This is a genomic window from Haloleucobacter albus, assembly GCF_052492075.1.
Window position 1 is genome coordinate 71,673 of sequence record NZ_JBQWAS010000020.1, and the last position, 23,022, is coordinate 94,694.

Genomic DNA, 23,022 nt, shown 5'->3' on the forward strand with positions numbered 1-23,022 from the left:
GCCTCTCATGCTCGCTGATCTGCCGCAAGCGATGGGGCATCCCCTCGCCCTGATTCTGGGTTATCTGCTGGGCTCGATCCCCTTCGGGCTGCTTCTGACTCGCTCTGCCGGCACCGCCGATATTCGCGGGATTGGATCTGGCAATATCGGCGCCACCAATGTGCTGCGCACCGGGCGGAAGGATCTGGCGGCGCTGACCCTGCTGGGCGATGCCCTGAAGGGCACAGCTGCTGTTCTGCTCGCATCTCACTTTCTGGGTTATTCGGCTGCGCTGGCTGCCGGCTTTGGTGCTTTCGTTGGGCATATTTTCCCGGTCTGGCTGCGCTTCCGTGGTGGCAAGGGCGTAGCCACTTTTCTGGGCATCACGCTGGGCCTAGCTTGGCAAGGTGCTGCCGCCTTTGCCATAGCTTGGCTTTTGGTGGCCTTCACCACGCGTTATTCGTCTCTCGCAGCCTTGGTAGCCTCGGTTGCCACGGTTGTTACGCTCTGGCTGCTGGGTGACCTCCATATCGCCGGGCTTCTGGCGGCTCTCACCGTGCTGCTCTGGCTGAAACATCACCAGAATATTGCCCGCCTGCTGAATGGCACTGAGGGCAAAATTGGTGCGAAGGGCTGATTGTCCTGAAAATGCAGCCCGTCTCAGCCGTTTTTCCCATAGATTCAATGCTTTCTCCCGCCCAAAGGCGGGATTGGCTGCGTCTGATTCGAACTGAGAATGTCGGCCCTCGCACATTTCGCGCGCTTCTGAACCAGTTTGGAGGGGCGGCCGCAGCCCTTGAGGCATTGCCAGCCCTGGCGCACAGGGGTGGCAGGTTACTCCCGCCTCGCAACCCTTCGGTCTCAGAAGCAGAGGATGAGATTGCAGCGCTGGAAGCGTTGGGCGGCCGTCTGGTTGCGCTGGGGGAGGCGGAATATCCGAAAGCCCTACGCATGTTGGATGATGCGCCACCGCTTCTTGCGGTCCGAGGCCGCCCGGATATTTTGCGGAACCATATGGTCGCGATTGTCGGCGCGCGAAATGCCTCTGCGGCTGGGCGCACGATTGCCAGTCGTCTAGCCCGTGATCTGGGCCTTGCCGGCTGGACAATTGCTTCCGGCCTTGCTCGCGGCATAGACACCATTGCACATGAAGCCAGCCTCGGCACATCAACTGTTGCTGTGCTGGCTGGAGGCTTGGCGCGCCCCTACCCGCCCCAGAATCTGGCGTTGATGGAGCGGATAGCCGAAGAAGGCGCTGTGGTCTCCGAAATGCCCCTCAACTGGGAAGCGCGCGCCAGAGATTTTCCACGTCGGAACAGACTGGTGTCGGGCATGTCTTATGGCGTGGTGGTGGTCGAAGCCGCTCTGCGCTCCGGCTCTCTCATCACAGCGCGTTTGGCGAATGAGCAAGGGCGCGAGGTTTTTTCAGTGCCCGGCTCACCACTTGATCCGCGTGCGGAAGGAACAAACAGCCTGATCCGACAAGGGGCGACTCTTGTTAGCTGTGCTCAGGACATTCTGGATGTCCTGTCGCCAATGGCCGACGGGCACGTGCCATCCATTGCGGATGCGTCAGCTGCGCCCGCGCTTTTCCCACCTGTTCCGAATCCAGATGATGATGTGCGCTCTCGGCTCTCAATGCTTCTGGGCCCAGCCCCTGTTTCGATCGACGATCTGGTGAGGCTGTCAGGTTTTGGCGCCCCTGAAATACAGGCCGCATTGCTTGAACTTGAGCTGGCTGGCCGGATTGATCGGCCCGGCACGGGCCTTATCGCGCTTCGTTGAACTGAGTAGCCCTTGGCATGAATCTACATTAGAATCATTCTTGATGGAGGAGCCCCCGCTCTCTCCATCAATTGGTCTGCGCTGTTTGCTGCTCTGCGCTGGCATCCTGTTCAGTCAAGGTGATATTGCGTGCTTCCAGCCGTGCCATCTCAAGAATGTAAGCCAGAGTCGACAGGCCATTTTCCCGTGAAATGCGTGCAAGTTCACCGCTGATTGAGGCAACATATGCCGCAAACATGACGGGATCATCTGGCAAGGCGTGATCTGTGGGTTTGTTCATCAAACCGATCCTCTCCCAAGGTAGGTTGCGTAACATCCTAACAATTGTCGGTTGATGTGCATATCAAAACATACTTACGGTTGCATATATCAAAACATCTCGATTAATTCGTGGAAAGATGAAATTTGACAGGTGGCCCACACCTGCTCATGGTGCGCCCGCTTCACTGGGGCAGCGTGCTCCCTTCTGTTTGGGAATCTGGGGTGCTGTTACGCCTTATGGGGTGACACGGGGCCATTGGGATGGCTGTCTATGTTCCCGCGCCGCAAGGCCAGGCATAAGCAACGCTCCAGTGCCTTAATCAATCGGGCCGCTCCGAATGAATGGGCGGTTATGCAAGAGACTGGGTCGTCATGCAGGTCGTCATCGTCGAATCGCCCGCTAAGGCAAAGACGATCAATAAATATCTGGGCCCCGGCTATGAGGTGATCGCCTCCTACGGCCATGTGCGGGACTTGCCGTCCAAGGATGGTTCGGTTGATCCGAATGCGGATTTCCACATGTTGTGGGAGGTCGACCCCAAGGCTCAGAAGCGGCTCAATGAAATTGCCACGGCCGTAAAGGCGGCCGATACCCTTATTCTCGCCACTGACCCGGATCGCGAAGGAGAAGCCATCTCCTGGCATGTGCTGGAGGTGTTGCGGCAGAAGAAGGCGTTGAAGGGCCAGAAGGTCGAGCGGGTGGTGTTCAACGCCATCACCAAACAGGCCATTCTGGATGCCATGAAGGCTCCGCGCGCCATTGATGTAGCGCTTGTGGATGCCTATCTCGCCCGACGCGCTCTGGATTATCTGGTCGGCTTCAATCTCTCGCCTGTGCTGTGGCGCAAATTGCCCGGCGCGCGCTCCGCAGGGCGGGTACAATCCGTTGCCCTGCGCCTTGTCTGCGATCGCGAGCGGGAGATCGAGACATTTGTTGCGCGCGAATACTGGTCCATCGCTGCGCGTCTGGCCACGCCTCGCAGCGATGAATTCGAAACCCGCCTTGTCGGCGCTGATGGCAAAAAGATCACCCGTCTAAGCGTGGGCAGCGGTGAAGAGGCCGCAGGCTTCCGGGCTGCGCTGGAAACTGCCAGCTTCCGCGTGCGGGGGGTGGAGGCCAAGCCGGTCAAGCGCCACCCCCAGCCACCCTTCACCACCTCTACCCTGCAACAGGAAGCCAGCAGAAAGCTGGGGCTGGCCCCTGCCCGCACCATGCAGATAGCTCAGCGCCTGTATGAGGGCGTGGATCTGGGCGGTGAGACGCAAGGTCTCATCACCTATATGCGTACCGATGGTGTGGATATGGCTCCTGAAGCCATTGCGGCCACGCGCAATGCCATTTCCAGCAAGTTCGGACCGCGCTACCTGCCCGGTGTGCCGCGCAAATATACCGTGAAGGCCAAGAATGCGCAGGAAGCGCATGAAGCCATTCGCCCCACGGACCCAGCCCGCCACCCGCGCGAGATGGCCCGCTATCTGGATGCAGAACAGGCGCGCCTTTATGAACTGATCTGGACCCGGACGGTCGCGAGCCAGATGGAATCAGCTCTGCTGGAACGCACGACAGCTGATATCGAAGCCAAGGCTGGCGAGCGGACGCTGGACCTGACAGCCACAGGCACAGTGGTGAAATTTGATGGCTTTCTGACCCTCTATCGCGAGGGGAAGGATGACGAGGATGAGGATGAGGAAGGCCGCCGCCTCCCCGCCATGAGCGCGGACGAGCCCCTCGACAAGCGCGAGATCACAACCACCCAGCATTTCACCGAACCACCGCCCCGCTTCTCCGAAGCGTCTCTGGTCAAGCGGATGGAAGAGCTGGGCATTGGCCGGCCCTCTACCTATGCGGCCGTTCTGGCTGTGCTGCGGGACCGCGAATATGTGAAGCTGGAGAAGAAGCGCCTCATGCCGGAGGATAAGGGCCGGCTGGTGGTGGCCTTCCTTGAAAGCTTTTTCCAGCGCTATGTGCAGTATGATTTCACGGCGGATCTTGAAGAGAAGCTCGACAAGATTTCCGCCGCCGAAATTGACTGGAAGCAGGTGCTGCGGGACTTCTGGCAGGATTTCCACGCCGCGATTGATGCCACCAAGGAACTGCGCGTTTCCGAGGTTCTGGATGCGCTGGATGAGTTGCTGACAGCCCACATCTTCCCTCCCAAGGAAGACGGCTCTGATCCACGCCTGTGCCCCACCTGCGGAGCCGGCCGGCTCTCTCTCAAGATGAGCCGCTATGGTGCGTTTATCGGCTGTTCCAATTATCCCGAATGCCGTTACACCCAACCGCTTTCCGGCGGAGATGGAAAGCCGGAGGGAGATGGGAACCGCCCACTGGGGAAAGACCCGGAAACGGGTGAAGAGGTTACCGTCCGCGTGGGCCGTTTTGGCGCGTATCTCCAGCTTGGAGAGGCCAAGGACAAGGAGAAGCCCAAGCGCTCTTCTCTGCCCAAGGGGCTGGCGCCGGCGGATGTGGACCTTGAAACGGCGCTCAAGCTGCTGGCTCTGCCGCGAGAAGTTGGCGCTCATCCGGATGACGGCGCGCCGATTCTGGCGGGCATCGGGCGCTACGGGCCTTATGTCCAGCATGGTCGCATCTATGCCAATCTTGAGGAGGGGGATGATGTGCTCACCCTCGGCCTCAATCGCGCTGTCGCGTTGATTGCCGAAAAGGCCAGTAAGGGTCGCGGCGGGCGCGGTGCACCGGCTGGGCGTGAACTGGGAGAACACCCCACTCTGGGTGGTTCCGTGACAGTACGGGCGGGGCGCTTCGGCCCCTATGCCAACCATGGAAAGATCAACGCCACTTTGCCGAAAACGGTTGATCCCGAAGCTATCACGCTTGAGGAGGCCGTTCAGTTGATTGACGCCAAGGCGGCAGCATCTCCGGCCAAGGGGCGCAAGACGACGAAGGCGACAACCAAGACCACCACCAAAACCACGACGAAGAAGACCGCCGCCACAAAAACAACCAAGGCCAAGGCCGCCCCCAAGAAGGCCACTCGTGCAAAGGTCGCGGAGGAAGGTGCGCCTGTGGAAGAAAGTGGCGATGAGGCCGAGGTGAAAAAGCCAGCCCCCCGCAAACGTGCGGCGACCCGCAAGGCGCCGGCCAAAGCCGCACCTCAGGAGCCCGCGGCGACAGACGATGCGCCGCCATGGGAGGAATGAGTTCTGAAAGGGCCGCATTTAATTGCGGCCCTTTTTGTATCAGCCCCGCAGCCCTGCCCCAAGGGTAACTCAGTACATTGATTTTTCGAGTTATTTCGATTGAAAGAAACGAATTGAGGCGAGATTTTCGTCTCATCACGGGGCAAGGCACGCTATAAGAAAAGCTCTCTCCTGCATGGGCCGGCAGGCTCTGCCAGCCTCAGTGATTCGAGTTTGTCATGCCGCACACCACCTCCGCCCGCCCCTCCCCCACGTCTCTCGATCTGGTTCATCGCCCGCGCCGGAACCGCAAGAGCGACTGGACCCGCAGATTGGTGCGCGAAAACACGCTGACACAGGATGATCTGATCTGGCCCGTCTTCGTCATGGCCGGAGAGAACAAGCGCGAAGCCATTCCCTCCATGCCTGGAGTGGAGCGCCATACAGTGGACCAACTGGTGCGAGCCGCTGAAAACGCCGCAAAGCTGGGCATTCCCGCGTTGGCCCTCTTTCCCTATGTCGATGCCGGATTGCGCGACGAGATGGGCAATGAGGCCCTGAACGAAGACAATCTCATCTGCAAGGCCCTGCGCGCCATCAAGGCGGAAGTGCCGGAACTTGGCCTCATCACCGACGTCGCCCTGGACCCCTATACCAGCCATGGCCATGACGGCCTGATGGAAGAAGGGCGGATACTGAATGATGAAACGGTGGAAGTGCTGGTACGTCAGTCTGTCGTGCAGGCGCAATCCGGGGCCGATGTGATTGCACCTTCTGACATGATGGATGGCCGTATCGGCGCGATTCGCGAAGGGCTGGATGAAGCCGGCTATCAGGATGTGCAGATCATGTCCTACGCCGCGAAATATGCCTCCGCTTTCTATGGTCCCTTCCGCGATGCCATTGGTACAGCCAAGACACTGACCGGCGACAAACGCACCTACCAGATGGACCCCGCCAATGGCCTTGAGGCCCTGCGCGAAGCCGAGCTGGATGTGAATGAAGGTGCGGACATGCTGATGATCAAGCCCGGCCTGCCTTATCTGGATATTGTCTGGCGGGTGAAAGAGGCATTTGGCCTGCCGACCTTCGCCTATCAAGTCTCTGGGGAATATGCGATGCTTGAGGGTGCCGCCCGCAATGGCTGGGTCGATGGTGAGCGCATTATGCTGGAAAGCCTGATGGCCTTCAAACGAGCGGGGGCAGACGGCATTCTCACCTATTTCGCCCCCCGCGTGGCTGAAATGATGGCCGCAGGGCGCTGACCGCGCCACCGCCTCACTTCCCGTAGAAAGACCCGACATGACAGACACCGCGCTTGAAGATCTGCCCGTCACCCTTGCCGATGTGGAAGGGGCGCGCGCTCTGCTTGCCGGGTCCATTCTGCGCACCCCCACCCTGCCCGCGCCACGCTTGTCACGACTGACAGGGGCGGATGTGTGGGTGAAATATGAGAACTTCCAGGTCACTGCCTCTTTCAAGGAGCGCGGTGCTTTGGTGAAGCTCTCCCGCTTGGCCCCGGATGAGGCCCAGCGCGGTGTGGTCGCCATGTCTGCCGGAAACCATGCCCAGGCTGTCGCCTATCATGGGCGACGACTGGGTATTTCCACCACCATCGTCATGCCGGAAACCACCCCACAGGTGAAGGTGATGGCGACGGAGGCGCATGGTGCGAGCGTCATTCTTTATGGGGATACCGTATCGGACGCCTTCCGCGAGGCGGAGCGTATCGCCAAGGTGGACGGACGCGTTTTCGTGCACCCCTATGACGACCCGGATGTAATCGCCGGCCAAGGGTCCATCGCACTGGAAATGATCGAGGATGGCCCCCGTTTCGATATGGTGGTGGTGCCTATTGGCGGCGGCGGCCTCATCTCCGGCATGGCCGTAACTTTTGCGGGCCATTCCCCGGAAACGGAAATCATCGGTGTAGAAGCGGCACTCTACCCGGCCATGTGGAGCGCGCTCACCGGCCAGCCCCGCCCCTGTGGGGGCCCCACTTTGGCGGAAGGCATTGCCGTGCCAACAGCCGGCGGCAATACTGAGCGCGTCATACGGCGTCTCGTTCCAAGCATTATTCTCGCCGAGGAATCCGCTCTGGAGCGTTCTGTCAATGCGCTGCTGATGCACCAGAAGACCTTGGCTGAGGGGGCCGGGGCTGCGGGCCTTGCCGCCCTTTTGACTGAGCCGGAACGCTTCAAGGGCAAGACTGTCGGCCTTGTCGTTTCCGGCGGTAATATTGATGAGCGTGTTCTGGCCGGCATCCTGCTGCGGGAGCTGGAACGTGAGTGCCGTATCGTTTCCTTCCGCCTCACCCTCATGGACAGGCCCGGCATGTTGGGGCGCATTTCCACGCTTATCGGCCAGCTCGGGGGGAATATTCTGGATGTGCACCACAGCCGCACCTTCCTGGATGTGCCGGCCAAGGGCGCGCGTCTGGATCTGACGCTGGAAACCCGCGATAAACTTCACGCGGATGTTATCCAGAAGGCTCTTGAGGAAATGGGGCTGCCAGTTCAGCGCCTTGGTGCAGGAACCGTTGATTGGTAAGGCGTTTCGCGTCGACACCCTATTTGGCCCGCTGCCGGAACCTTCACTTTACGGGGCAGAGCCCTTGCGTCACCTCTCAGGTTTCTTACCTTTTCAGGAGAAATAGCGACTTCAAACCGTGATGTCGCTTCATTTGTCCGCCTCCCACCCTATCGGAGGATGAAGTTTGGCACATAACATGAACGACGGTTCAGGGAACACATATGGCGGTGCGCAGAGCGGTCCAGTCTATGCGCACGCCTATGATCCTGTCACGCAGCCGGAATATTTCGATGGCGTACTCTCACGGAGAATCGTCGCCTTCTTGCTGGATGTGGTGCTGATTCTCGGTCCTATTTTCGGGCTGGCGATTTTCATCTTTCTCTTTGGCATTCTCACTCTCAGCTTGGGATGGATGCTTTTTTCCCTGCTGGGTCCGGCTCTTATCATATGGGCCATTCTTTATAGCGCGATCACCCTTGGGTCGCCCGCTTCCGCAACCATCGGCATGCGGATGATGAATATTGAGCTGCGCACCTGGTATGGTGCTCCCTGTTATTCATTGCTCGGCGCTGTACATGCCGTGTGCTTCTGGGTTTCCGTCAGCGCTCTCACGCCTCTTGTGCTTCTGTTGCCACTCTTCAATAACAGGCGCCGCTTGCTGCACGATTATTTGCTGGGCACTGTTATGGTTAATTCGGAAAATCGGGCAGCCCTGCTGCGTAACTGATGATTTTCACGCCCTATGTCACTTCCCCTTTGACGCAACCTGAACTTGCGGCGATGGTGGGGAAGTTTGAGGCTAGACTGAAGTGACTGAACACCCGCGCGACACACCCCAATTCTACCTGACGGCACCCGCCCCCTGCCCATACCTGTCTGGGCGGGAGGAGCGGAAGGTGTTTACCCACCTCGTTGGTGAACGCGCCGCCATGCTGAATGATGTGCTGAGCCAAGGTGGGTTTCGGCGCAGCCAGTCTATCGCCTATCGCCCGGCATGTGAGGGGTGCCGGGCCTGCGTATCTGTGCGCGTGTGTGTGAACGACTTTGAGGAAGGCCGTAGCTTCCGGCGCGTGCGCAAGCATAACGAGGATCTGGTCAGCGCTCTGCTACCACCGACCCCGTCATCCGAGCAGTACGCCTTGTTTCAGGCCTATGTGAACAGCCGCCACGGTTCAGGCGGCATGGCTGATATGAGCGCGCTGGATTACGCCCAGATGGTGGAAGACACGCATGTGAAAACCTATCTGATTGAATATCGCAAGCGCGCGGCCTCCCCTGAAGGCCAACAAGCCATCACCAGCCAGGCCCCTTCTCAAGTTTCATCACGCAAGGGGCGCGGTGACCTGATTGCTGTCGCGCTGACGGATATTTTGTCAGACGGCTTGTCCATGGTGTATTCTTTCTTCAATCCCAATGCGCAACACCGCTCTCTTGGGACATTTCTCATCCTTGACCATATTGAGAAAGCCCGTGCGCTGAACCTGCCCTATGTCTATCTCGGCTATTGGGTCAAAGGCTCCCACAAGATGGATTACAAGCGCCGCTTTCTGCCTCAGGAACGCCTGACCCCGCAGGGGTGGGAGCGCCTGGACAAGGAAGATTGAACAAAAATCTGCCCTGATTGCCATGGATAGGCTTGCTGTGCGCTGCTGAGAAGTTCACTTGGTAGCGAACAGTCCGGGCAGATGCCGGCATTGCCCCTTCACGACATTCCAAACACCCCTCCATATGAAGCGGCAAGCTTCCGATAGCGCATGAGCTTCCACATGACGTTTGAAGTCTTCAGCAGCTTTCTGAATATTTTTCTTATCGTCTACGCCTCCCTCTTCCCCATCATTAACCCGCTGGGGGGTGCGCCCATTTTTCTGTCGTTCGTGCGCCATTGCTCACCCACGACACGCAGACATCTCGCTCGCAAAATAGCCCTCTATGGCTTTATTTTGCTGGTTTGCGCCATGTTGTTTGGTGCGCGCATTCTCACCTTTTTTGGCGTTTCTCTTCCAGTTCTGCACATGGCTGGCGGTCTGGTTGTCGCCTCAATCGGCTGGAGCCTGCTGCATCAAGGCGTCCAATCCAATAAGCACTCTGAAGCGGTTGCTCTCAATGAAGAAACAGCCCTTGAGAATGCCTTCTACCCGCTGACCTTGCCGCTCACCGTGGGGCCTGGGGTGATTGCGACAGCAATCGCCATTTCCGCAGGACATACCCCGATCACACCAGATAGCCTGATGCAGGTGATGGTCGAAGCCATTGCAGCTCTCAGTGCGTTGGTTGCGATCGCTCTGACCATTTATTTCGCCTATCGCGAGGCGGGTACCATTGAGCGCGTGCTGGGTCGGCGCGGAACGGATGTGCTGGTGCGTCTGTTCGCTTTCATTCTGCTCGCCATCGGCTTGCAGATGTTGTGGTCTGGTCTACAGGTGCTTTTGGGTGAAGTGTTTGCCGCCCGCAACATTTGAAGGCTGCCAGAGCGGCTTTTATGTCTGGCCCTGAAGGGGCCTCACCTACCTGCACCCTGTAAGATGCAGAATGCGTGTCTTTGGATCTGCTCGTAGTTCTGGCAGCCCCAGCACATAAAAACGCCCGACATGAAGCCGGGCGTTTTCTTTATCCATCAAGCTACAAGGCAGCTTAAAATATGGCTCAGGCAAGGGCCTTCAGCGCGGCCTTGCCAGCATATCGGGCCTGATCGCCCAGCTCCTGCTCAATGCGCAGCAGCTGATTGTACTTGGCAGTGCGGTCCGCACGGGCCAAAGAGCCAGTCTTGATCTGCCCGCAATTGGTGGCCACAGCCAGGTCAGCAATGGTGGCGTCCTCGGTCTCGCCAGAGCGATGAGACATCACAGCGCGATAACCAGCCTTGTGAGCCATTTCCACGGCGTCCAGCGTTTCGCTCAGAGAGCCGATCTGGTTCACCTTCACGAGAATGGCGTTACCCACGCCTTCGCGAATGCCGCGGGAGAGACGCTCCACATTGGTCACGAACAGATCGTCACCCACCAACTGGCACTTGTCGCCAATGGTGTCCGTCAGCAGCTTCCAGCCGGCCCAGTCATCTTCCGCCATACCATCTTCAATGGTGACGATGGGATAGCGCGCCACGAGATCAGCCAGATATTTCACCTGCGCGTCAATGTCGCGGGTCTTGCCCTCGCCCTCATAGACATAAGCACCGTTCTTGAAGAACTCGGTGGAGGCGCAATCCAGCCCCAGATACACATCTTCGCCCGGCTTGAAGCCCGCCTTTTCAATGGCAGTCATCACGAAATCCAGCGCGGCGTCTGCGGAAGGCAGGTTGGGGGCGAAGCCGCCCTCATCGCCCACATTGGTATTGTGGCCAGCCGCATGCAGAGACTTCTTGAGCGTGTGGAAAATCTCGGCACCCCAGCGCAGGCCCTCTGAGAAGCTCTCCGCACCCGCCGGCAGGATCATGAATTCCTGAAAGTCGATGGGGTTGTCAGCATGTGCGCCGCCATTGACAATATTCATCATCGGCACCGGCAGAACGCGGGCATTCACGCCGCCCACATAGCGATACAGCGGCAAGCCGGCAGCGCTGGCGGCAGCCTTGGCTACAGCCATGGAAACGCCCAGAATGGCATTGGCACCAAGACGCGCCTTGTTGCTGGTGCCATCCAGCGCAATCAGAGCCTCGTCGATGGCCACCTGATCTTCGGCATCAAAGCCGCCAATGGCATCGAAAATTTCGTCATTCACCGCATCCACAGCGCGGATTACGCCCTTGCCGAGATAGCGCTCGGCGTCATTGTCGCGCAGTTCAACGGCCTCATGCGCGCCGGTCGAAGCTCCCGAAGGAACCGCTGCACGGCCAAAAGAGCCATCTTCCAGCACCACATCCACTTCGACCGTCGGGTTGCCGCGGCTATCCAGAATCTCGCGGCCGATGATGTCGACGATGGCGGTCATAACGGTTCTTTCCTCATCTCATGATTGCGCCGGATATGGGAGGGCGATGCTTTCTCCGCACTCCTACCCCAACGCAGTTTCATTTCCCCGCCCCGTTCTCCGAATTTCTGCGAACGAGGTTGAGACCAGCCGCTTTTAGTCCATTTTGCCCATGCTTTGAAACGCAAAAGCATGGCATCCCGCTCTTCATTGATTGTGCAGGATAATGCCGTGCCCCCTTCACAGGAGACCGCGCCTTCATGCCGCTTATTGCTGTTTTCCGCGCAATAGGTTTCATATCCGCCTGAACAGACTGCCCACGAACAGGATGCCCCCATGATTGACCAGCCACTTCAGCTTGGTGCCAGCACGCCCATGCCTTCCTCTCCCGAGGAAGCTGTGCTGGACCGGGTGCCCAACCCTCACCCGGATGTGGATTATGTGGCGCGTTTCACCTGCCCGGAATTCACCTCGCTTTGCCCGGTGACAGGCCAGCCGGATTTCGCCCATCTGGTGATGGATTATGTGCCAGATCAGTTTCTGGTCGAATCCAAATCGCTCAAGCTCTATCTCGCCAGTTTTCGCAACCACGGCGCTTTCCATGAGGATTGTACGGTGGCGATTGGCAAGCGGCTGCTGGAATGCCTGGAGCCGCGCTTCTTGCGGATTGCCGGATATTGGTATCCACGCGGGGGAATCCCCATCGACGTTTTCTGGCAAACTGGTACGCTGCCTTCAGGTGTCTGGCTGCCAGAGACGGGTGTGGCCCCCTATCGCGGCCGCGGGTGAAGGGCTTCATTGCCGAACCCTCTGCCCAGCCTGCCATGCGCGAGCGTGAAACCGGGTGGAGACAGGAACATGCCCAAGCTGATCATCACCAACGGAGATGTCGCAGTTGACCGCCTGAAGAGCGCGCATATCGGGGGGCAAATCCTGCCGTGGCGGGATATGCTGCATGATGGCCCGGTGCCCCCCGGTCAGGCACTGGCTGATGTCTCTAACGTGCGCGCCAGCTTTCTCGCAGAAGCGCTTGGGCTACCCCAAGATGAGTTGCGGGTCGATTTTGCCCGCCGCGATGCTATTCTGGAAGTTCACCCGGCTTATGACGAAGTGGAGTTATGGTTTGAGCATGATCTTTACGATCAACTCCAGCTCATCCAGATTCTCCATTTCTTCTCGCATGAGCCGGAGAGAATGGGCCTCTATCTAGTGCAGGCCGATCATTATCTCGGCCTGATGAGCGATGAGGAACTAAAAACCCTGAAAACCCGGCGCAAGCCCGTCACGCAGGTACAGATGGAAACGGCGAGAGAAGCCTGGGAGGCATTTACCGCCCCCACGCCCACCAGCCTTGCCACATTCTCCCGCCAGCCCCGTAGCGCATTGCCCCATCTTTCCGCGGCCTTGCAACGCCTCTTGGCAGAGCTGCCTGCGCCTCATAGCGGCCTGTCACTGACGGAAGAGCGGATACTGGAACAGTTGGCTGAGGGCCCCGAAAAGGTCGCCCGTGTTTTTGCGGCCGTAAACTCCATGGATGAAGCGCAATTTCTGGCCGACCTGCCCTTTTTTCTGCGGCTGGATGAACTCGCTTTCACCCATGAACCTCTTGTCTCCGGTCTGCCCTTTCGCAGCAGCGATTGCAGCAGCCTTTCCTTTGTCCGGGGAGATGGCAGTTCGGCCGAAACAGCTTATCGTGCCTATGCCGGCGCTGAAATTGCCCTGACCCGCGCAGGCATGGCCGCATTGAAGGGCCATTTCGATCATGCCAGTGAAAATGGTGTGGTGCGGGATATTGGCGGGTTTCGGCTGATGCCTGGCGCCATGTGGCGTTATGATCGCAAGCGAGCAGAGCTTCTGCCTCCCAACTAGACATCAGCTGGCCAGAGTGCTCGCAACCGAATTGCAGGATGTTTCAACCGCATTCGCCCTGCGCCACGCCGCAATGAATCCGCTGCGCGCCTCTGAAAAATGTAGGCCTCGTGGTTCCAGAACCCTGTTTTGCAGAAAAAAGCCTGTCAGCCGAAAAGCCTCTTCCACATCTAGCTCTGAACATGGGCTTGAAGCGTGGACCAAAAAAGGTGGAAGGCCAAACAGCCTTTCCGCATAAGGCGCACCAGCCGCGCGGGAAACGGCGCGCCCACTGCGCGGCGAAACATAGATCAGGTCTTCGCATTGTCCGGTCGCGGCACACCGTTCAAGCTCCAGCCCAAAGCCCAGTTCCCGCAACAGAGCCAACTCAAAACGGGCAAGCAGAATACCCGCAGCCCGAACATCTCCGAATGCATTCAAAATAGCGGTGTAAGTAGCATAAAGCCGGGATTGAGGATCACGCTCCGGCAACAGGCGCAGAAGCTGGCTCATATGGGTGATGCCATAAGTGGCATGGGGCTGAATCATCAGCATCTCAACGCGCAGAAGCAAAGGCTCCAGCGTGTAATTGCCCATATGCTCTTCCAACCGGGCGCGCCACACGGCATTCACTGTGTTGCCAGGTTGAAGCAAGGGCGCGAGACGGCGTGAGCCACCGCCCCGCACCATGCCCAGATGACGACCACGCCGACGGGTGAGCAGCTCCACAATGGCGCTGCTTTCCCCATGGCGTCGCACGCCAATCACGATGCCTTCATCGCTCCATTCCACGATACCCGGCCCTATCTAGGCGAGGGCTCAAGCCCTCAGCCTCCGCGGGGGAACTCCAGCCCCATCTCGCGATAACGCGCCGGATCATTCGCCCAGTTCTCGCGCACTTTCACAAACAGGAAAAGATGGACCGGAGCCTCAATAATTTCGGAGAGCTCGGCACGGGCCTCGGAGGAGATGGCCTTGATGGCCTGCCCGCCCTTGCCAAGCACAATCTTGCGCTGGCTTTCGCGCTCTACATAAATGGTCTGCTCAATGCGAACAGCACCATTGCGCAACTCCTTCCAGCTCTCCGTTTCCACGGTTGAACGGTAGGGTAACTCATCATGCAAACGCAGAAACATCTTCTCGCGGGTGATTTCCGCCGCGAGAGTGCGCATGGGGGCATCCGAAACCTGATCTTCCGGGTACAGCCACGGCCCTTCCTGCACATTTTGCGAGAACCAGCGGCGCACATCCTCCACGCCATCGCCCGTGAGCGCAGAGATCATGAAGACCTTGTCAAAAGGCAGGCGTTCATTCAACTGCGCCGAGAGCGCCAGCAGCGTATCGCGTCGGATCAGGTCAATCTTGGTGAGAATGAGCGCGCGGGGCCGGCGAATATCAGCCAAGGGCCTCAGCAGGGCTTCGATATCCGGATCAAGCCCACGCTTGGCATCCACCAATAGCGCCAGAATGTCAGCGTCCGCCGCATGGGTCCATGCGGTTGTCACCATGGCCCGTTCCAGCCGACGACGTGGCGCGAAGATGCCGGGCGTGTCCACAAGAATAACCTGTGAAGGCCCATCCATCACAATGCCACGCATGATGGCGCGGGTCGTCTGCACCTTGTGGGAGACGATGGAAACCTTGGTACCCACCAGCGCATTCGTCAGCGTGGACTTACCAGCATTGGGGGCGCCCAACAGTGCGACGAAGCCACAACGCGTGGGCCCCTCAACTGCGGCGGTCGTCCCTTCAGTGGTCTCGCCACCCTCAATATCGTCCTCGTCCAGCTCATCGTCAAAGATGGCGTCGAGGTCATCTTCCAGCTCGCCGTCGAAGAACTCATTATCAAGCTGTTCGTCTGCGCCAGCCTCCACCTCTGCCGGAATGTCTGCATCCTGAGGCATTGTGGCCGGGGAAGCGCCGGCATCCGGCGTCGCGGCCAAATCAGGCGCGGCGGTTTCGTCCTGTCGCTTCTTGCTCATGCTTCGTTTCCGTTCCACACGCCTTCCCTCAGCAGAAAGGCTGCGGCAGCCGCTTTCTGGGCTGCCTGTTTGGAAGAGCCCTGCGCCTCGGCAGAAACCTGGCCGGGCAGGTCAACCGCCATCACAAAATTCGGGGCATGGTCTGGCCCGCTGCGCGAAACTTCCCGATAGACAGGCGGCGGCAAACCTCGCGCCTGAGCCCATTCCTGAAGAACCGTCTTTGCATCCCGCAAGGGGCGACGCGGTGCCTCCAGCCGGGCGCGCCAGAAGCGTTCGACCAAATCATTCGCGGCCGCATAGCCGCCATCCAGAAAAACAGCAGCAACCACGGATTCGGCCACATCCGCCAGAATGGCCCGGCGCTTGTTGGTTCCGGCCTGCGCCTCACCCGGCCCGAGGCGAATATGCGGGCCAAGCTCCATGTCATCTGCTACTTCAGCGCAGGCTTCCTCGCGCACCAGCTCAGCCAGACGACGGGAAAGTTCACCCTCCTCCGCGCCGGGAAATGCCTCATACAGCATGTGGGAGACCACGGCCCCCAGCACATGATCGCCCAGGAATTCCAGACGCTGATAGGAGCGCAGGCGCGGAGATGCCCCCTTGACCGCACTGATATGCGATAGCGCAAGATCAAGCTGCGCCTGATCCGAAAAGCGATAGCCAAGGCGCGCTTCAACCGCGGAGAGGTCTGACCCGCGCACCTTCAGTTTACCGTGGTGAACAAGCGATCCCATCTCACCATCCAGGGCCAGTTCCAAATCTGCCAAGCCGCGCCTCCCTCCTTGATGGAGAAGAAGATTACCTGCGCCTTGCCAATGAGATTTTCAAACGGCACATAGCCAACCTGGCTCAGCACGCGGCTGTCTGCCGAATTATCCCGGTTATCACCCATCATGAAGTAATGGCCAAGCGGCACTTCATAGACCGGAGTGTTATCATAAAAGCCGTTATCCACCATATCGAGGATGGTGTAGGAAACGCCATTGGGCAAGGTTTCCCGCCAGCGCTTCACAGGCACCAGACGGCCAGTACCGTCATCCTGCTCGATATCGGAGAGACGCTCGCGCTGCACCGGCTGGCCATTGATGTGCAGCCAGCCATCAATCATCTGGATCTTGTCACCCGGAAGACCAATGACGCGCTTGATGTAATCCACGTCATGATCGCGCGGCAGCTTGAACACCACAACATCGCCCCGAGTCGGCTGGGAACCGAAAACACGGCCAGAGAACAGATCTGGCGAGAAGGGGAACGAGAAGCGGGAATAGCCATAGCTATATTTGGAGACGAAGAGATAATCGCCGATCAACAGCGTATCCTTCATGGAACCGGAAGGAATGTTGAAAGGCTGAAACAGGAAGGTGCGGATCACCAGAGCGATCAGCAGCGCCTGGAAGATCACCTGAGCGGTTTCAAGGAAACCGCCATCCTTCTTCTTCGAATCACTGGTTGAGGTCATTCAGGGCTCGGAATCATGTGAATGGCACAGCATGTGTTGAACTGCGCCAAAACTGAGGCCCGCCCATATGGCCAGCCTCGGCATCGTGTGCTCCCTAATAGAGACTTAACCGGCCGGCGGCAACGCGCAAGCCGTCAAGATGTGGGAAAGAGAGCTTCAGACGCGCTCTTCCAGCTTTTTTCCCTCTTCTCCGCGGGGCTTTTGCCACGGCCAGCGCCCGTCTATCTCCACTTCCAGCGAGAAGGAGAGGAAAGTTCGGATCAGCACGATTCCAGCGAGAACAGCAAGGCTGTTCAAAGTCGGCTCAATGGCGACAGTATTGATAATATCCGCCGCCACCAGAAGTTCCAATCCCAGAAGAATGCCCATGCCCAGAGTGGAGCGGCAGGATTTGAAAGCCTCTTCCGCAGAGCGCCCGCCACGCACATCGCGCATATAGGCCATGAAGGCACGCAGAATACCTGCAACAATCACGACTGTGCCGGCCACCTCGATGGCGCGAGTGACCCAATGCAGGGCCTCGTTCAGCAATGACTCCACAACAGCCCCCTTTCCAGGTAGCGGCCCTCAGCAACGGGGAATGGCTGAGATGATGACATGAGCCGCGCACAATGACCCCTCATCTGTCAGCGACAGGTGGATCACAGGCTCGAAGCCTTCGGGTACCATCTGCGCAAGGCGCACGGCCGCTCCTCCCGTAAGATGCAGGGTCGGCGCGCCGGAAGGCAGGTTCACCACCCCCATGTCTCGCCAGAACACACCATGGCTTATGCCCGTGCCCAGCGCCTTTGAGCAGGCTTCCTTTGCAGCGAAACGCTTGGTGTAAGTTTCTACCCGACGGGCACGTGCGTCGGCCTTGGCACGCTCCTCCGGGGTGAAGACCCGCTCCAGAAAGCGTTCGCCATAGCGCTCAATGGAACGCGCAATGCGCCGTGTATCGCTGAAATCCGAGCCAATGCCGATAATCATTCCCTCACCCTGCCCGGCTATCCGGCCGCTGCGCCTCACCCCGGATAATGGCCTTACGCATCGTACCGATCGCGCCTTCAAGCCCCAGGAAAATTGCTTCACCAATAAGGAAGTGGCCGATATTCAGTTCGGCTATCTGCGGCAGTGCGGCCATGCGCTCAGCCGTGGCATAATCCAGACCATGGCCGCCATGAACCTCAAGGCCTAGTGTTGCCGCCTGTTGTGCGCCTGCGGCAAGGCGGGCAAATTCAGCCTCAGCCTCTGTATCGCGTCCTTCAGCCAACGCATCGCACCATGCGCCGGTGTGCAGTTCCACCACCGCCGCACCCAGTTCACTGGCAGCTGCGATCTGCTCCGCTTCAGCGGCGATGAAGAGGGACACGCGAATATCGGCGGCCTTCAGGGCTGCAATTCGAGGCGACAGATCCGCTTTCTGGCCTACCACATCCAGCCCTCCCTCCGTCGTGCGTTCCTCGCGCTTTTCAGGCACCAGACAGCAGGCATGAGGACGGGTATGGATTGCGATGGACACCATCTCATCGGTCGCCGCCATTTCAAAATTGAGCGGAATGCCGATTTCTGCTTTCAGCCGCGCCATATCCGCATCGCGAATATGGCGACGGTCCTCCCGCAAATGGGCGGTAATACCATCGGCTCCGGCAGCCTGCGCCAGAAGCGCTGCCCGCACAGGATCGGGCAGTTGCCCCCCGCGGGCATTTCGCACCGTGGCCACATGGTCAATATTGACACCCAGACGGACTGGCGTGACGCCACCCATAGCTCTCTCCCGAAACCGGCCACTCAGGGGCCGGACTGTATCAGCCATTCACCCGTTCGACACTGGAGACCACTTCCCGCGCCTTCAGATCTGTCATGATGGCGTTGAGATGGCGCAGATCGAACACCTCCAGATCAATCTCCATCTCGGTGAAATCAGCCGAGCGCGAGCGCATGATGAGCCCGTCAATATTACCACCATGCCCGCCAACAGCACTCGCCACCTGAGCCAGAGAGCCTGGCTCGTTGCGGGCGGTCACGACAATACGGGCCGGGAATCGCACATCGGAGAGTTCATCCAGATCCCACCGTACATCCAGCCAACGTTCCGGCGCATCCTCGAAACTCTGCAACGCATGCGACTGGATGGGGTAAATGGTGATGCCCTCGCCTGGTGTGAGAATGCCCACGATCCGGTCTCCCGGCACAGCACCGCCATCAGGCGCAAAGCGGACCGGCAAATCACTGTTGATGCCCCGGATGGGAATGGCCCCAACCTTCACATCTGGTTTTTCACCTTCCGTCCCTTCAACCCCTGCATTGTCAGCGGAGCTTTCAGGAACCTTGAATTTCAGGTTCTGGCCACGCTTGAGCTCGAACCAGCCTTCCCCCTTGGGGGCACGGCCGCCGGTTCTGTCTTCCGGCCGCGGCGGAAGCCATTCGGGATAAGCGGCGCGGATCACGTCATCCGTCTTGATCTCGCCGCGCCCGATGGCCGCAAACACATCATCCGGTGTGGGACGGGCCAGACGCGGCGTGGCGCGGGCCATCACCTCTTCAGAGAAGGGTTTGGCAGCCCTGGCGAAAGCGCGTTCCGTGATCTTCCGGCCAAGGCCGGCATATTGCGCACGCACAGCCGCCCGCGTGGCCCGGCGCACAGCCGCCCGCGCCTTGCCGGTGACAGCAATGCTCTCCCACGCACCCGGAGGCGTCTGGGCCTTGGAGGTGATGATCTCCACTTCATCGCCATTCTTCAGTTCCGACACCAATGGCGCGATGGAGCCGTTGATCTTGCAGCCAACAGCCGTATTGCCGATATCGGTATGCACGGCATAGGCAAAATCAATAGGCGTCGCCTTGCGCGGCAGGGAAATGAGCCGGCCCTTGGGCGTGAAGCAGAAGACCTGATCCTGAAACAGCTCCAGCTTGGTATGTTCCAGAAACTCCTCCGGCGAGAGGCCCTGGGAGAGATTTTCGATGGTCTTGCGCAGCCAGGCATAGGCCCGGCTCTCGCTGGAGAGCATCTCTCCCGGTGCGCCTGAGGCATCCTTGTAAAGGGCATGGGCGGCGATACCATATTCGGCGATCTCGTCCATGTCGCGGGTGCGGATCTGAAGTTCCACGCGCTGCCGACGAGGACCGATCACCGTCGTATGCAGGGAGCGATAATCGTTCGGCTTCGGGGTGGAGATATAGTCCTTGAAGCGCCCCGGCACGATGGGCCACTTGGTGTGCACCACACCCAGCGCGCGATAACATTCATCCACACTGCCAACGATGAGCCGGAAGCCGTAAATATCCGAGAGCTGCTCAAAGCCGATGGCCTTGCGTTCCATCTTGCGCCAGATGGAATAGGGCCGCTTCTCGCGCCCCTTCACCTCAGCCTTGATGCCCCGCAAGGTCAGTTCCTCGGAAAGCTCGCGCTCAATATCCTCCACCAGCGGGCCATTATACTGGCGCAACGCCGCCACCCGCCCGACGATGGATTCATACGCATCCGGTGAAAGCTGGCGGAAGGAGAGATCCTCCAGCTCCTCGCGCATGTCCTGCATACCCATACGGGCGGCAAGCGGGGAGTAGATATCCAGTGTTTCCTGAGCAATGCGGCTGCGCTTTTCCGGCGGCACCCATTTCAGGGTGCGCATATTGTGCAGCCGGTCCGCCAGCTTCACCAGCAACACGCGCACATCATCGGCGATGGCCAGAAGAAGCTTGCGCAGATTTTCCGCCTGCTTGGCCTGTTTGGAGACCAGATCAAGCTTCTTGATCTTGGTCAGCCCCTCCACCAGCGTGGCGATCTGCGCACCGAACAGACGCTCAATCTCGGCCTGCGTCGCGTCCGTATCCTCAATTGTGTCATGCAGCAGCGCGGCCACGATGGTGGCGTCATCCATCTGCAAATCCGTGAGGATAGCCGCGACTTCCAGCGGATGCGAAAAATAGGGGTCGCCCGACGCACGGACCTGATTACCGTGCGCCATCATGGCGTAAACATAGGCGCGGTCGAGCAGCGCCTCGTCGGTGTTGGGATTATACCGTCGAACGCGCTCGACGAGTTCGTATTGGCGCATCATGCCGGGAACGATCCGTCGCAGCACGGTGGGGCATGCTTGCCCCATCCTTCAATGTTTCTGAAATATCATATGTAAGAGCAGCTTGTGCAAGATGCTCCGGCCGCAATGCCCCTTGCAGTGGACAAAACCATGCGGCCGGCCCTTCTCATGGCATCAGAAGAGTGGAACCAGAAGTCGCCCTGCCCTCCAGCTCCTCATGCGCCCGGCGAGCATCCTTGAGCGCGAAAACCTGATGCACGGGGATTTTCACTGCACCGGACAGCACGGCCTCGAAAAGTTCATTGGCACCGCCAACAAGCTCTTCACGCTTGGAAACGAATGTGTTCAGGGTCGGGCGTGTCGCGAACAGGGAACCCTTCTGTGACAGGGTCAGAAGGTCAAAATCACGGATTGGCCCGGAGGCGTTACCGAAGCTCACAAACAGGCCCAGCGGTCGAAGGCAGTCCAGAGAGGCCGGATAGGTCGCCTGGCCGATGCCGTCATACACCACATCGCACAGCTTGCCGGAGGTGATCTCTTTCACGCGCTGCACGAAATTCTCTTCACGATAGAGAATGACATGGTCCGCCCCATTGGCGCGGGCCATTTCGGCTTTCTCCGGCGAGCCAACCGTACCGATGACGGTCGCACCCAGATGCTTGGCCCATTGGGTGAGAATCTGCCCGACACCGCCGGCCGCAGCATGCAGCAGAATGACTTCGCCCGGCTTGATCTGATGTGTGCGGCGCACCAGATAGCGCGCAGTGAGACCCTTCAGCATCATGGCCGCGGCGGTGCGGTCATCAATCGCATCCGGCAGATGTACAAGTTGGGCAGCAGGCGCGTTGCGTATCTCGCTGTAAGAGCCCAGAGCCGCGCCATAGGCGACCCTGTCGCCCTCATGAAAGCCTTCCACGCCCGGCCCCACCGCCGTGACGATACCCGCACCCTCATTCCCCGGCACAAAGGGCGACGTTCCAGCCTTGTAAAGGCCGTTGCGGAAATACACATCAATAAAATTGACGCCAATGGCTGTGTGACGCACCTGCACTTCACCGGGGCCCGGTGGCGGCACCGTCACCTCTTCCCACTGCAACACATCCGGCCCACCCGGCGTATGCACTTGAATGGCATGAACCATAACCCCTGCCCTTTTCCTTTCGGGCTGCGCGCCCTGTTTCTCAAGCAGGTGCATCGTCTATATGCGCGGACTGGCGCGGATGACGATACCTCCCGACATCATGATAGGGCGCGCAGCATGACAAGTCATGCACGGCTCTATTGCGGGCGGCTTTCAGACCGCTTGAATATGGCGCGTTGCCGGCGCTTGCCCGCAGCTCTCACATTCAGGATTTCCACCCCCACCGAAAAGGCCATAGCCGCATAAATGTAGCCTTTGGGGATGACGACTCCGAAGGCTTCCGCCACCAGCGTAACGCCTATGAGCAGCAAAAAGGCCAGAGCCAGCATTTTGGTGGTGGGGTGCGTGGCAATGAAGGCGCTGAGAGGCCCTGAGGCCAGAAACATGATGCCTACCGCGATGATGACGGCGGCAATCATCACTTCCACATGTTGCGCCATGCCGATGGCTGTAAGGATGGAATCAATGGAAAAGACCAGATCCAAGATCACCACTTGGCCAACCACCAGTCCGAAGGCTCGCCGGGCGTGGCTGGCAAGGCTGGCTTCTTCTGCCTCGTCCTCCTCCATGGTCACATGCATTTCGTGAGTTGCCTTGGCGATGAGAAAGAGACCGCCGCAAGCCAGAATGATATCGCGCCACGAAACATCGAGCCCGAAAGCAGAGAACAGCGTCTGATGCATCCCGATCAGCCAGCTCAGCGCAGCCAGCAAACCGATGCGAAGCACGAGGGCTAAGGAAAGCCCTATTTGTCGCGCGCGCAGCGCCTGATGCTTGGGCAAACGCTGCACCACCAGCGAGATGAACACCACATTATCAATACCCAGCACGATTTCCATGACGGTGAGCGTCACCAGCGCCGCCCATGCTTCTGGCGAGGTCATTATTTCCAGCATATGCCACTCCCTGCCGGCCCGGCGGATTGCATCATGCTGCCCTTTCTCCTGCTCCATGGGGAGCATGGCAAGA

22 protein-coding genes are annotated in these 23,022 nt (G+C 59.1%); 10 read left to right on the plus strand and 12 right to left on the minus strand.

Going from position 1 to position 23,022, the window contains the following annotated elements; all coding sequences use genetic code 11:
• The first annotated feature begins 7 nt into the window (after positions 1-7).
• Together plsY and dprA are read left to right on the plus strand one after the other, a co-directional pair.
• Complete coding sequence (gene plsY / locus ACT6QH_RS04385) at positions 8-616, plus strand: glycerol-3-phosphate 1-O-acyltransferase PlsY (RefSeq protein ID WP_444973594.1); 609 nt, start codon at positions 8-10, stop codon at positions 614-616.
• Between the two features lie 47 nt (positions 617-663).
• Entirely contained in the window at positions 664-1,764 is a 1,101-nt protein-coding gene (dprA, locus tag ACT6QH_RS04390) for a DNA-processing protein DprA (RefSeq protein ID WP_444973595.1), read from the plus strand.
• Between the two features lie 67 nt (positions 1,765-1,831).
• On the opposite strand, the gene ACT6QH_RS04395 is transcribed toward dprA, so the two are convergent.
• Positions 1,832-2,047, minus strand: coding sequence for a hypothetical protein (locus ACT6QH_RS04395; RefSeq protein WP_444973596.1), 216 nt, complete (start codon positions 2,045-2,047; stop codon positions 1,832-1,834).
• 350 nt (positions 2,048-2,397) lie between these two features.
• Here ACT6QH_RS04395 and topA point away from each other — a divergent pair, with 350 nt between their 5' ends.
• From topA to ACT6QH_RS04425, 6 genes are all read left to right on the plus strand, one after another.
• Entirely contained in the window at positions 2,398-5,187 is a 2,790-nt protein-coding gene (gene topA, locus ACT6QH_RS04400; RefSeq protein WP_444973597.1) for a type I DNA topoisomerase, read from the plus strand.
• Positions 5,188-5,405: 218 nt separating this feature from the next.
• Entirely contained in the window at positions 5,406-6,431 is a 1,026-nt protein-coding gene (hemB, locus tag ACT6QH_RS04405) for a porphobilinogen synthase (RefSeq protein WP_444973598.1), read from the plus strand.
• Positions 6,432-6,468: 37 nt separating this feature from the next.
• Entirely contained in the window at positions 6,469-7,716 is a 1,248-nt protein-coding gene (locus tag ACT6QH_RS04410; RefSeq protein ID WP_444973599.1) for a threonine ammonia-lyase, read from the plus strand.
• 178 nt (positions 7,717-7,894) lie between these two features.
• Positions 7,895-8,425, plus strand: coding sequence for an RDD family protein (locus tag ACT6QH_RS04415; protein ID WP_444973600.1), 531 nt, complete (start codon positions 7,895-7,897; stop codon positions 8,423-8,425).
• 82 nt (positions 8,426-8,507) lie between these two features.
• Positions 8,508-9,302, plus strand: a complete 795-nt coding sequence (locus ACT6QH_RS04420; RefSeq protein ID WP_444973601.1) for an arginyltransferase — start codon at positions 8,508-8,510, stop codon at positions 9,300-9,302.
• A 162-nt stretch (positions 9,303-9,464) separates the two neighbouring features.
• Entirely contained in the window at positions 9,465-10,157 is a 693-nt protein-coding gene (locus ACT6QH_RS04425; RefSeq protein ID WP_444973602.1) for a MarC family protein, read from the plus strand.
• A 184-nt stretch (positions 10,158-10,341) separates the two neighbouring features.
• On the opposite strand, the gene eno is transcribed toward ACT6QH_RS04425, so the two are convergent.
• Positions 10,342-11,625, minus strand: a complete 1,284-nt coding sequence (eno, locus tag ACT6QH_RS04430; RefSeq protein ID WP_444973603.1) for a phosphopyruvate hydratase — start codon at positions 11,623-11,625, stop codon at positions 10,342-10,344.
• Positions 11,626-11,940: 315 nt separating this feature from the next.
• Here eno and queF point away from each other — a divergent pair, with 315 nt between their 5' ends.
• Positions 11,941-12,393, plus strand: a complete 453-nt coding sequence (queF, locus tag ACT6QH_RS04435) for a preQ(1) synthase (protein WP_444973604.1) — start codon at positions 11,941-11,943, stop codon at positions 12,391-12,393.
• Positions 12,394-12,462: 69 nt separating this feature from the next.
• Positions 12,463-13,473: a hypothetical protein gene (locus tag ACT6QH_RS04440; RefSeq protein WP_444973605.1), complete on the plus strand. Its 1,011-nt coding sequence runs from the start codon at positions 12,463-12,465 to the stop codon at positions 13,471-13,473.
• A gap of 3 nt (positions 13,474-13,476) precedes the next feature.
• On the opposite strand, the gene recO is transcribed toward ACT6QH_RS04440, so the two are convergent.
• From recO to ACT6QH_RS04490, 10 genes are all read right to left on the minus strand, one after another.
• A complete protein-coding gene (gene recO, locus ACT6QH_RS04445; protein ID WP_444973606.1) occupies positions 13,477-14,244 on the minus strand; it encodes a DNA repair protein RecO in 768 nt (255 codons plus the stop codon).
• Between the two features lie 35 nt (positions 14,245-14,279).
• Complete coding sequence (era, locus tag ACT6QH_RS04450; RefSeq protein ID WP_444973607.1) at positions 14,280-15,434, minus strand: GTPase Era; 1,155 nt, start codon at positions 15,432-15,434, stop codon at positions 14,280-14,282.
• Entirely contained in the window at positions 15,431-16,168 is a 738-nt protein-coding gene (gene rnc / locus ACT6QH_RS04455) for a ribonuclease III (protein ID WP_444973608.1), read from the minus strand. Before rnc ends, era begins: the two co-directional genes overlap by 4 nt.
• A complete protein-coding gene (gene lepB / locus ACT6QH_RS04460) occupies positions 16,138-16,893 on the minus strand; it encodes a signal peptidase I (protein ID WP_444973609.1) in 756 nt (251 codons plus the stop codon). Before lepB ends, rnc begins: the two co-directional genes overlap by 31 nt.
• A 156-nt stretch (positions 16,894-17,049) precedes the next feature.
• A complete protein-coding gene (locus ACT6QH_RS04465; protein WP_444973610.1) occupies positions 17,050-17,433 on the minus strand; it encodes a DUF1622 domain-containing protein in 384 nt (127 codons plus the stop codon).
• Between the two features lie 27 nt (positions 17,434-17,460).
• Positions 17,461-17,862 carry a holo-ACP synthase gene (gene acpS / locus ACT6QH_RS04470; protein ID WP_444973611.1) on the minus strand — a complete coding sequence of 134 codons (402 nt, stop codon included), beginning with the start codon at positions 17,860-17,862 and terminating at the stop codon, positions 17,461-17,463.
• A 4-nt stretch (positions 17,863-17,866) separates the two neighbouring features.
• Positions 17,867-18,640, minus strand: coding sequence for a pyridoxine 5'-phosphate synthase (locus ACT6QH_RS04475; protein ID WP_444973612.1), 774 nt, complete (start codon positions 18,638-18,640; stop codon positions 17,867-17,869).
• Between the two features lie 40 nt (positions 18,641-18,680).
• Positions 18,681-20,933 (minus strand): RelA/SpoT family protein, encoded by a 2,253-nt coding sequence (locus ACT6QH_RS04480; RefSeq protein WP_444973613.1) that lies wholly within the window; start codon positions 20,931-20,933, stop codon positions 18,681-18,683.
• 145 nt (positions 20,934-21,078) lie between these two features.
• Positions 21,079-22,053, minus strand: coding sequence for a quinone oxidoreductase family protein (locus ACT6QH_RS04485; protein ID WP_444973614.1), 975 nt, complete (start codon positions 22,051-22,053; stop codon positions 21,079-21,081).
• 137 nt (positions 22,054-22,190) lie between these two features.
• On the minus strand, positions 22,191-22,949 hold the full coding sequence (locus ACT6QH_RS04490) for a TerC family protein (RefSeq protein ID WP_444973615.1): 759 nt from the start codon (positions 22,947-22,949) through the stop codon (positions 22,191-22,193).
• Between the last annotated feature and the right edge of the window lie 73 nt (positions 22,950-23,022).

Coding starts and splice junctions, on each gene's coding strand:
- queF (WP_444973604.1), top strand. CDS start 11,941: ATGATTGACCAGCCACTTCAGCTTGGTGCCAGCACGCCCATGCCTTCC.
- ACT6QH_RS04425 (WP_444973602.1), top strand. CDS start 9,465: ATGACGTTTGAAGTCTTCAGCAGCTTTCTGAATATTTTTCTTATCGTC.
- eno (WP_444973603.1), bottom strand. CDS start 11,625: ATGACCGCCATCGTCGACATCATCGGCCGCGAGATTCTGGATAGCCGC.
- dprA (WP_444973595.1), top strand. CDS start 664: ATGCTTTCTCCCGCCCAAAGGCGGGATTGGCTGCGTCTGATTCGAACT.
- ACT6QH_RS04485 (WP_444973614.1), bottom strand. CDS start 22,053: ATGGTTCATGCCATTCAAGTGCATACGCCGGGTGGGCCGGATGTGTTG.
- ACT6QH_RS04480 (WP_444973613.1), bottom strand. CDS start 20,933: ATGATGCGCCAATACGAACTCGTCGAGCGCGTTCGACGGTATAATCCC.
- lepB (WP_444973609.1), bottom strand. CDS start 16,893: ATGACCTCAACCAGTGATTCGAAGAAGAAGGATGGCGGTTTCCTTGAA.
- ACT6QH_RS04440 (WP_444973605.1), top strand. CDS start 12,463: ATGCCCAAGCTGATCATCACCAACGGAGATGTCGCAGTTGACCGCCTG.
- rnc (WP_444973608.1), bottom strand. CDS start 16,168: ATGGGATCGCTTGTTCACCACGGTAAACTGAAGGTGCGCGGGTCAGAC.
- plsY (WP_444973594.1), top strand. CDS start 8: ATGCTCGCTGATCTGCCGCAAGCGATGGGGCATCCCCTCGCCCTGATT.
- ACT6QH_RS04490 (WP_444973615.1), bottom strand. CDS start 22,949: ATGCTGGAAATAATGACCTCGCCAGAAGCATGGGCGGCGCTGGTGACG.
- ACT6QH_RS04415 (WP_444973600.1), top strand. CDS start 7,895: ATGAACGACGGTTCAGGGAACACATATGGCGGTGCGCAGAGCGGTCCA.
- era (WP_444973607.1), bottom strand. CDS start 15,434: ATGAGCAAGAAGCGACAGGACGAAACCGCCGCGCCTGATTTGGCCGCG.
- ACT6QH_RS04410 (WP_444973599.1), top strand. CDS start 6,469: ATGACAGACACCGCGCTTGAAGATCTGCCCGTCACCCTTGCCGATGTG.
- hemB (WP_444973598.1), top strand. CDS start 5,406: ATGCCGCACACCACCTCCGCCCGCCCCTCCCCCACGTCTCTCGATCTG.
- ACT6QH_RS04475 (WP_444973612.1), bottom strand. CDS start 18,640: ATGGGTGGCGTCACGCCAGTCCGTCTGGGTGTCAATATTGACCATGTG.
- acpS (WP_444973611.1), bottom strand. CDS start 17,862: ATGATTATCGGCATTGGCTCGGATTTCAGCGATACACGGCGCATTGCG.
- topA (WP_444973597.1), top strand. CDS start 2,398: ATGCAGGTCGTCATCGTCGAATCGCCCGCTAAGGCAAAGACGATCAAT.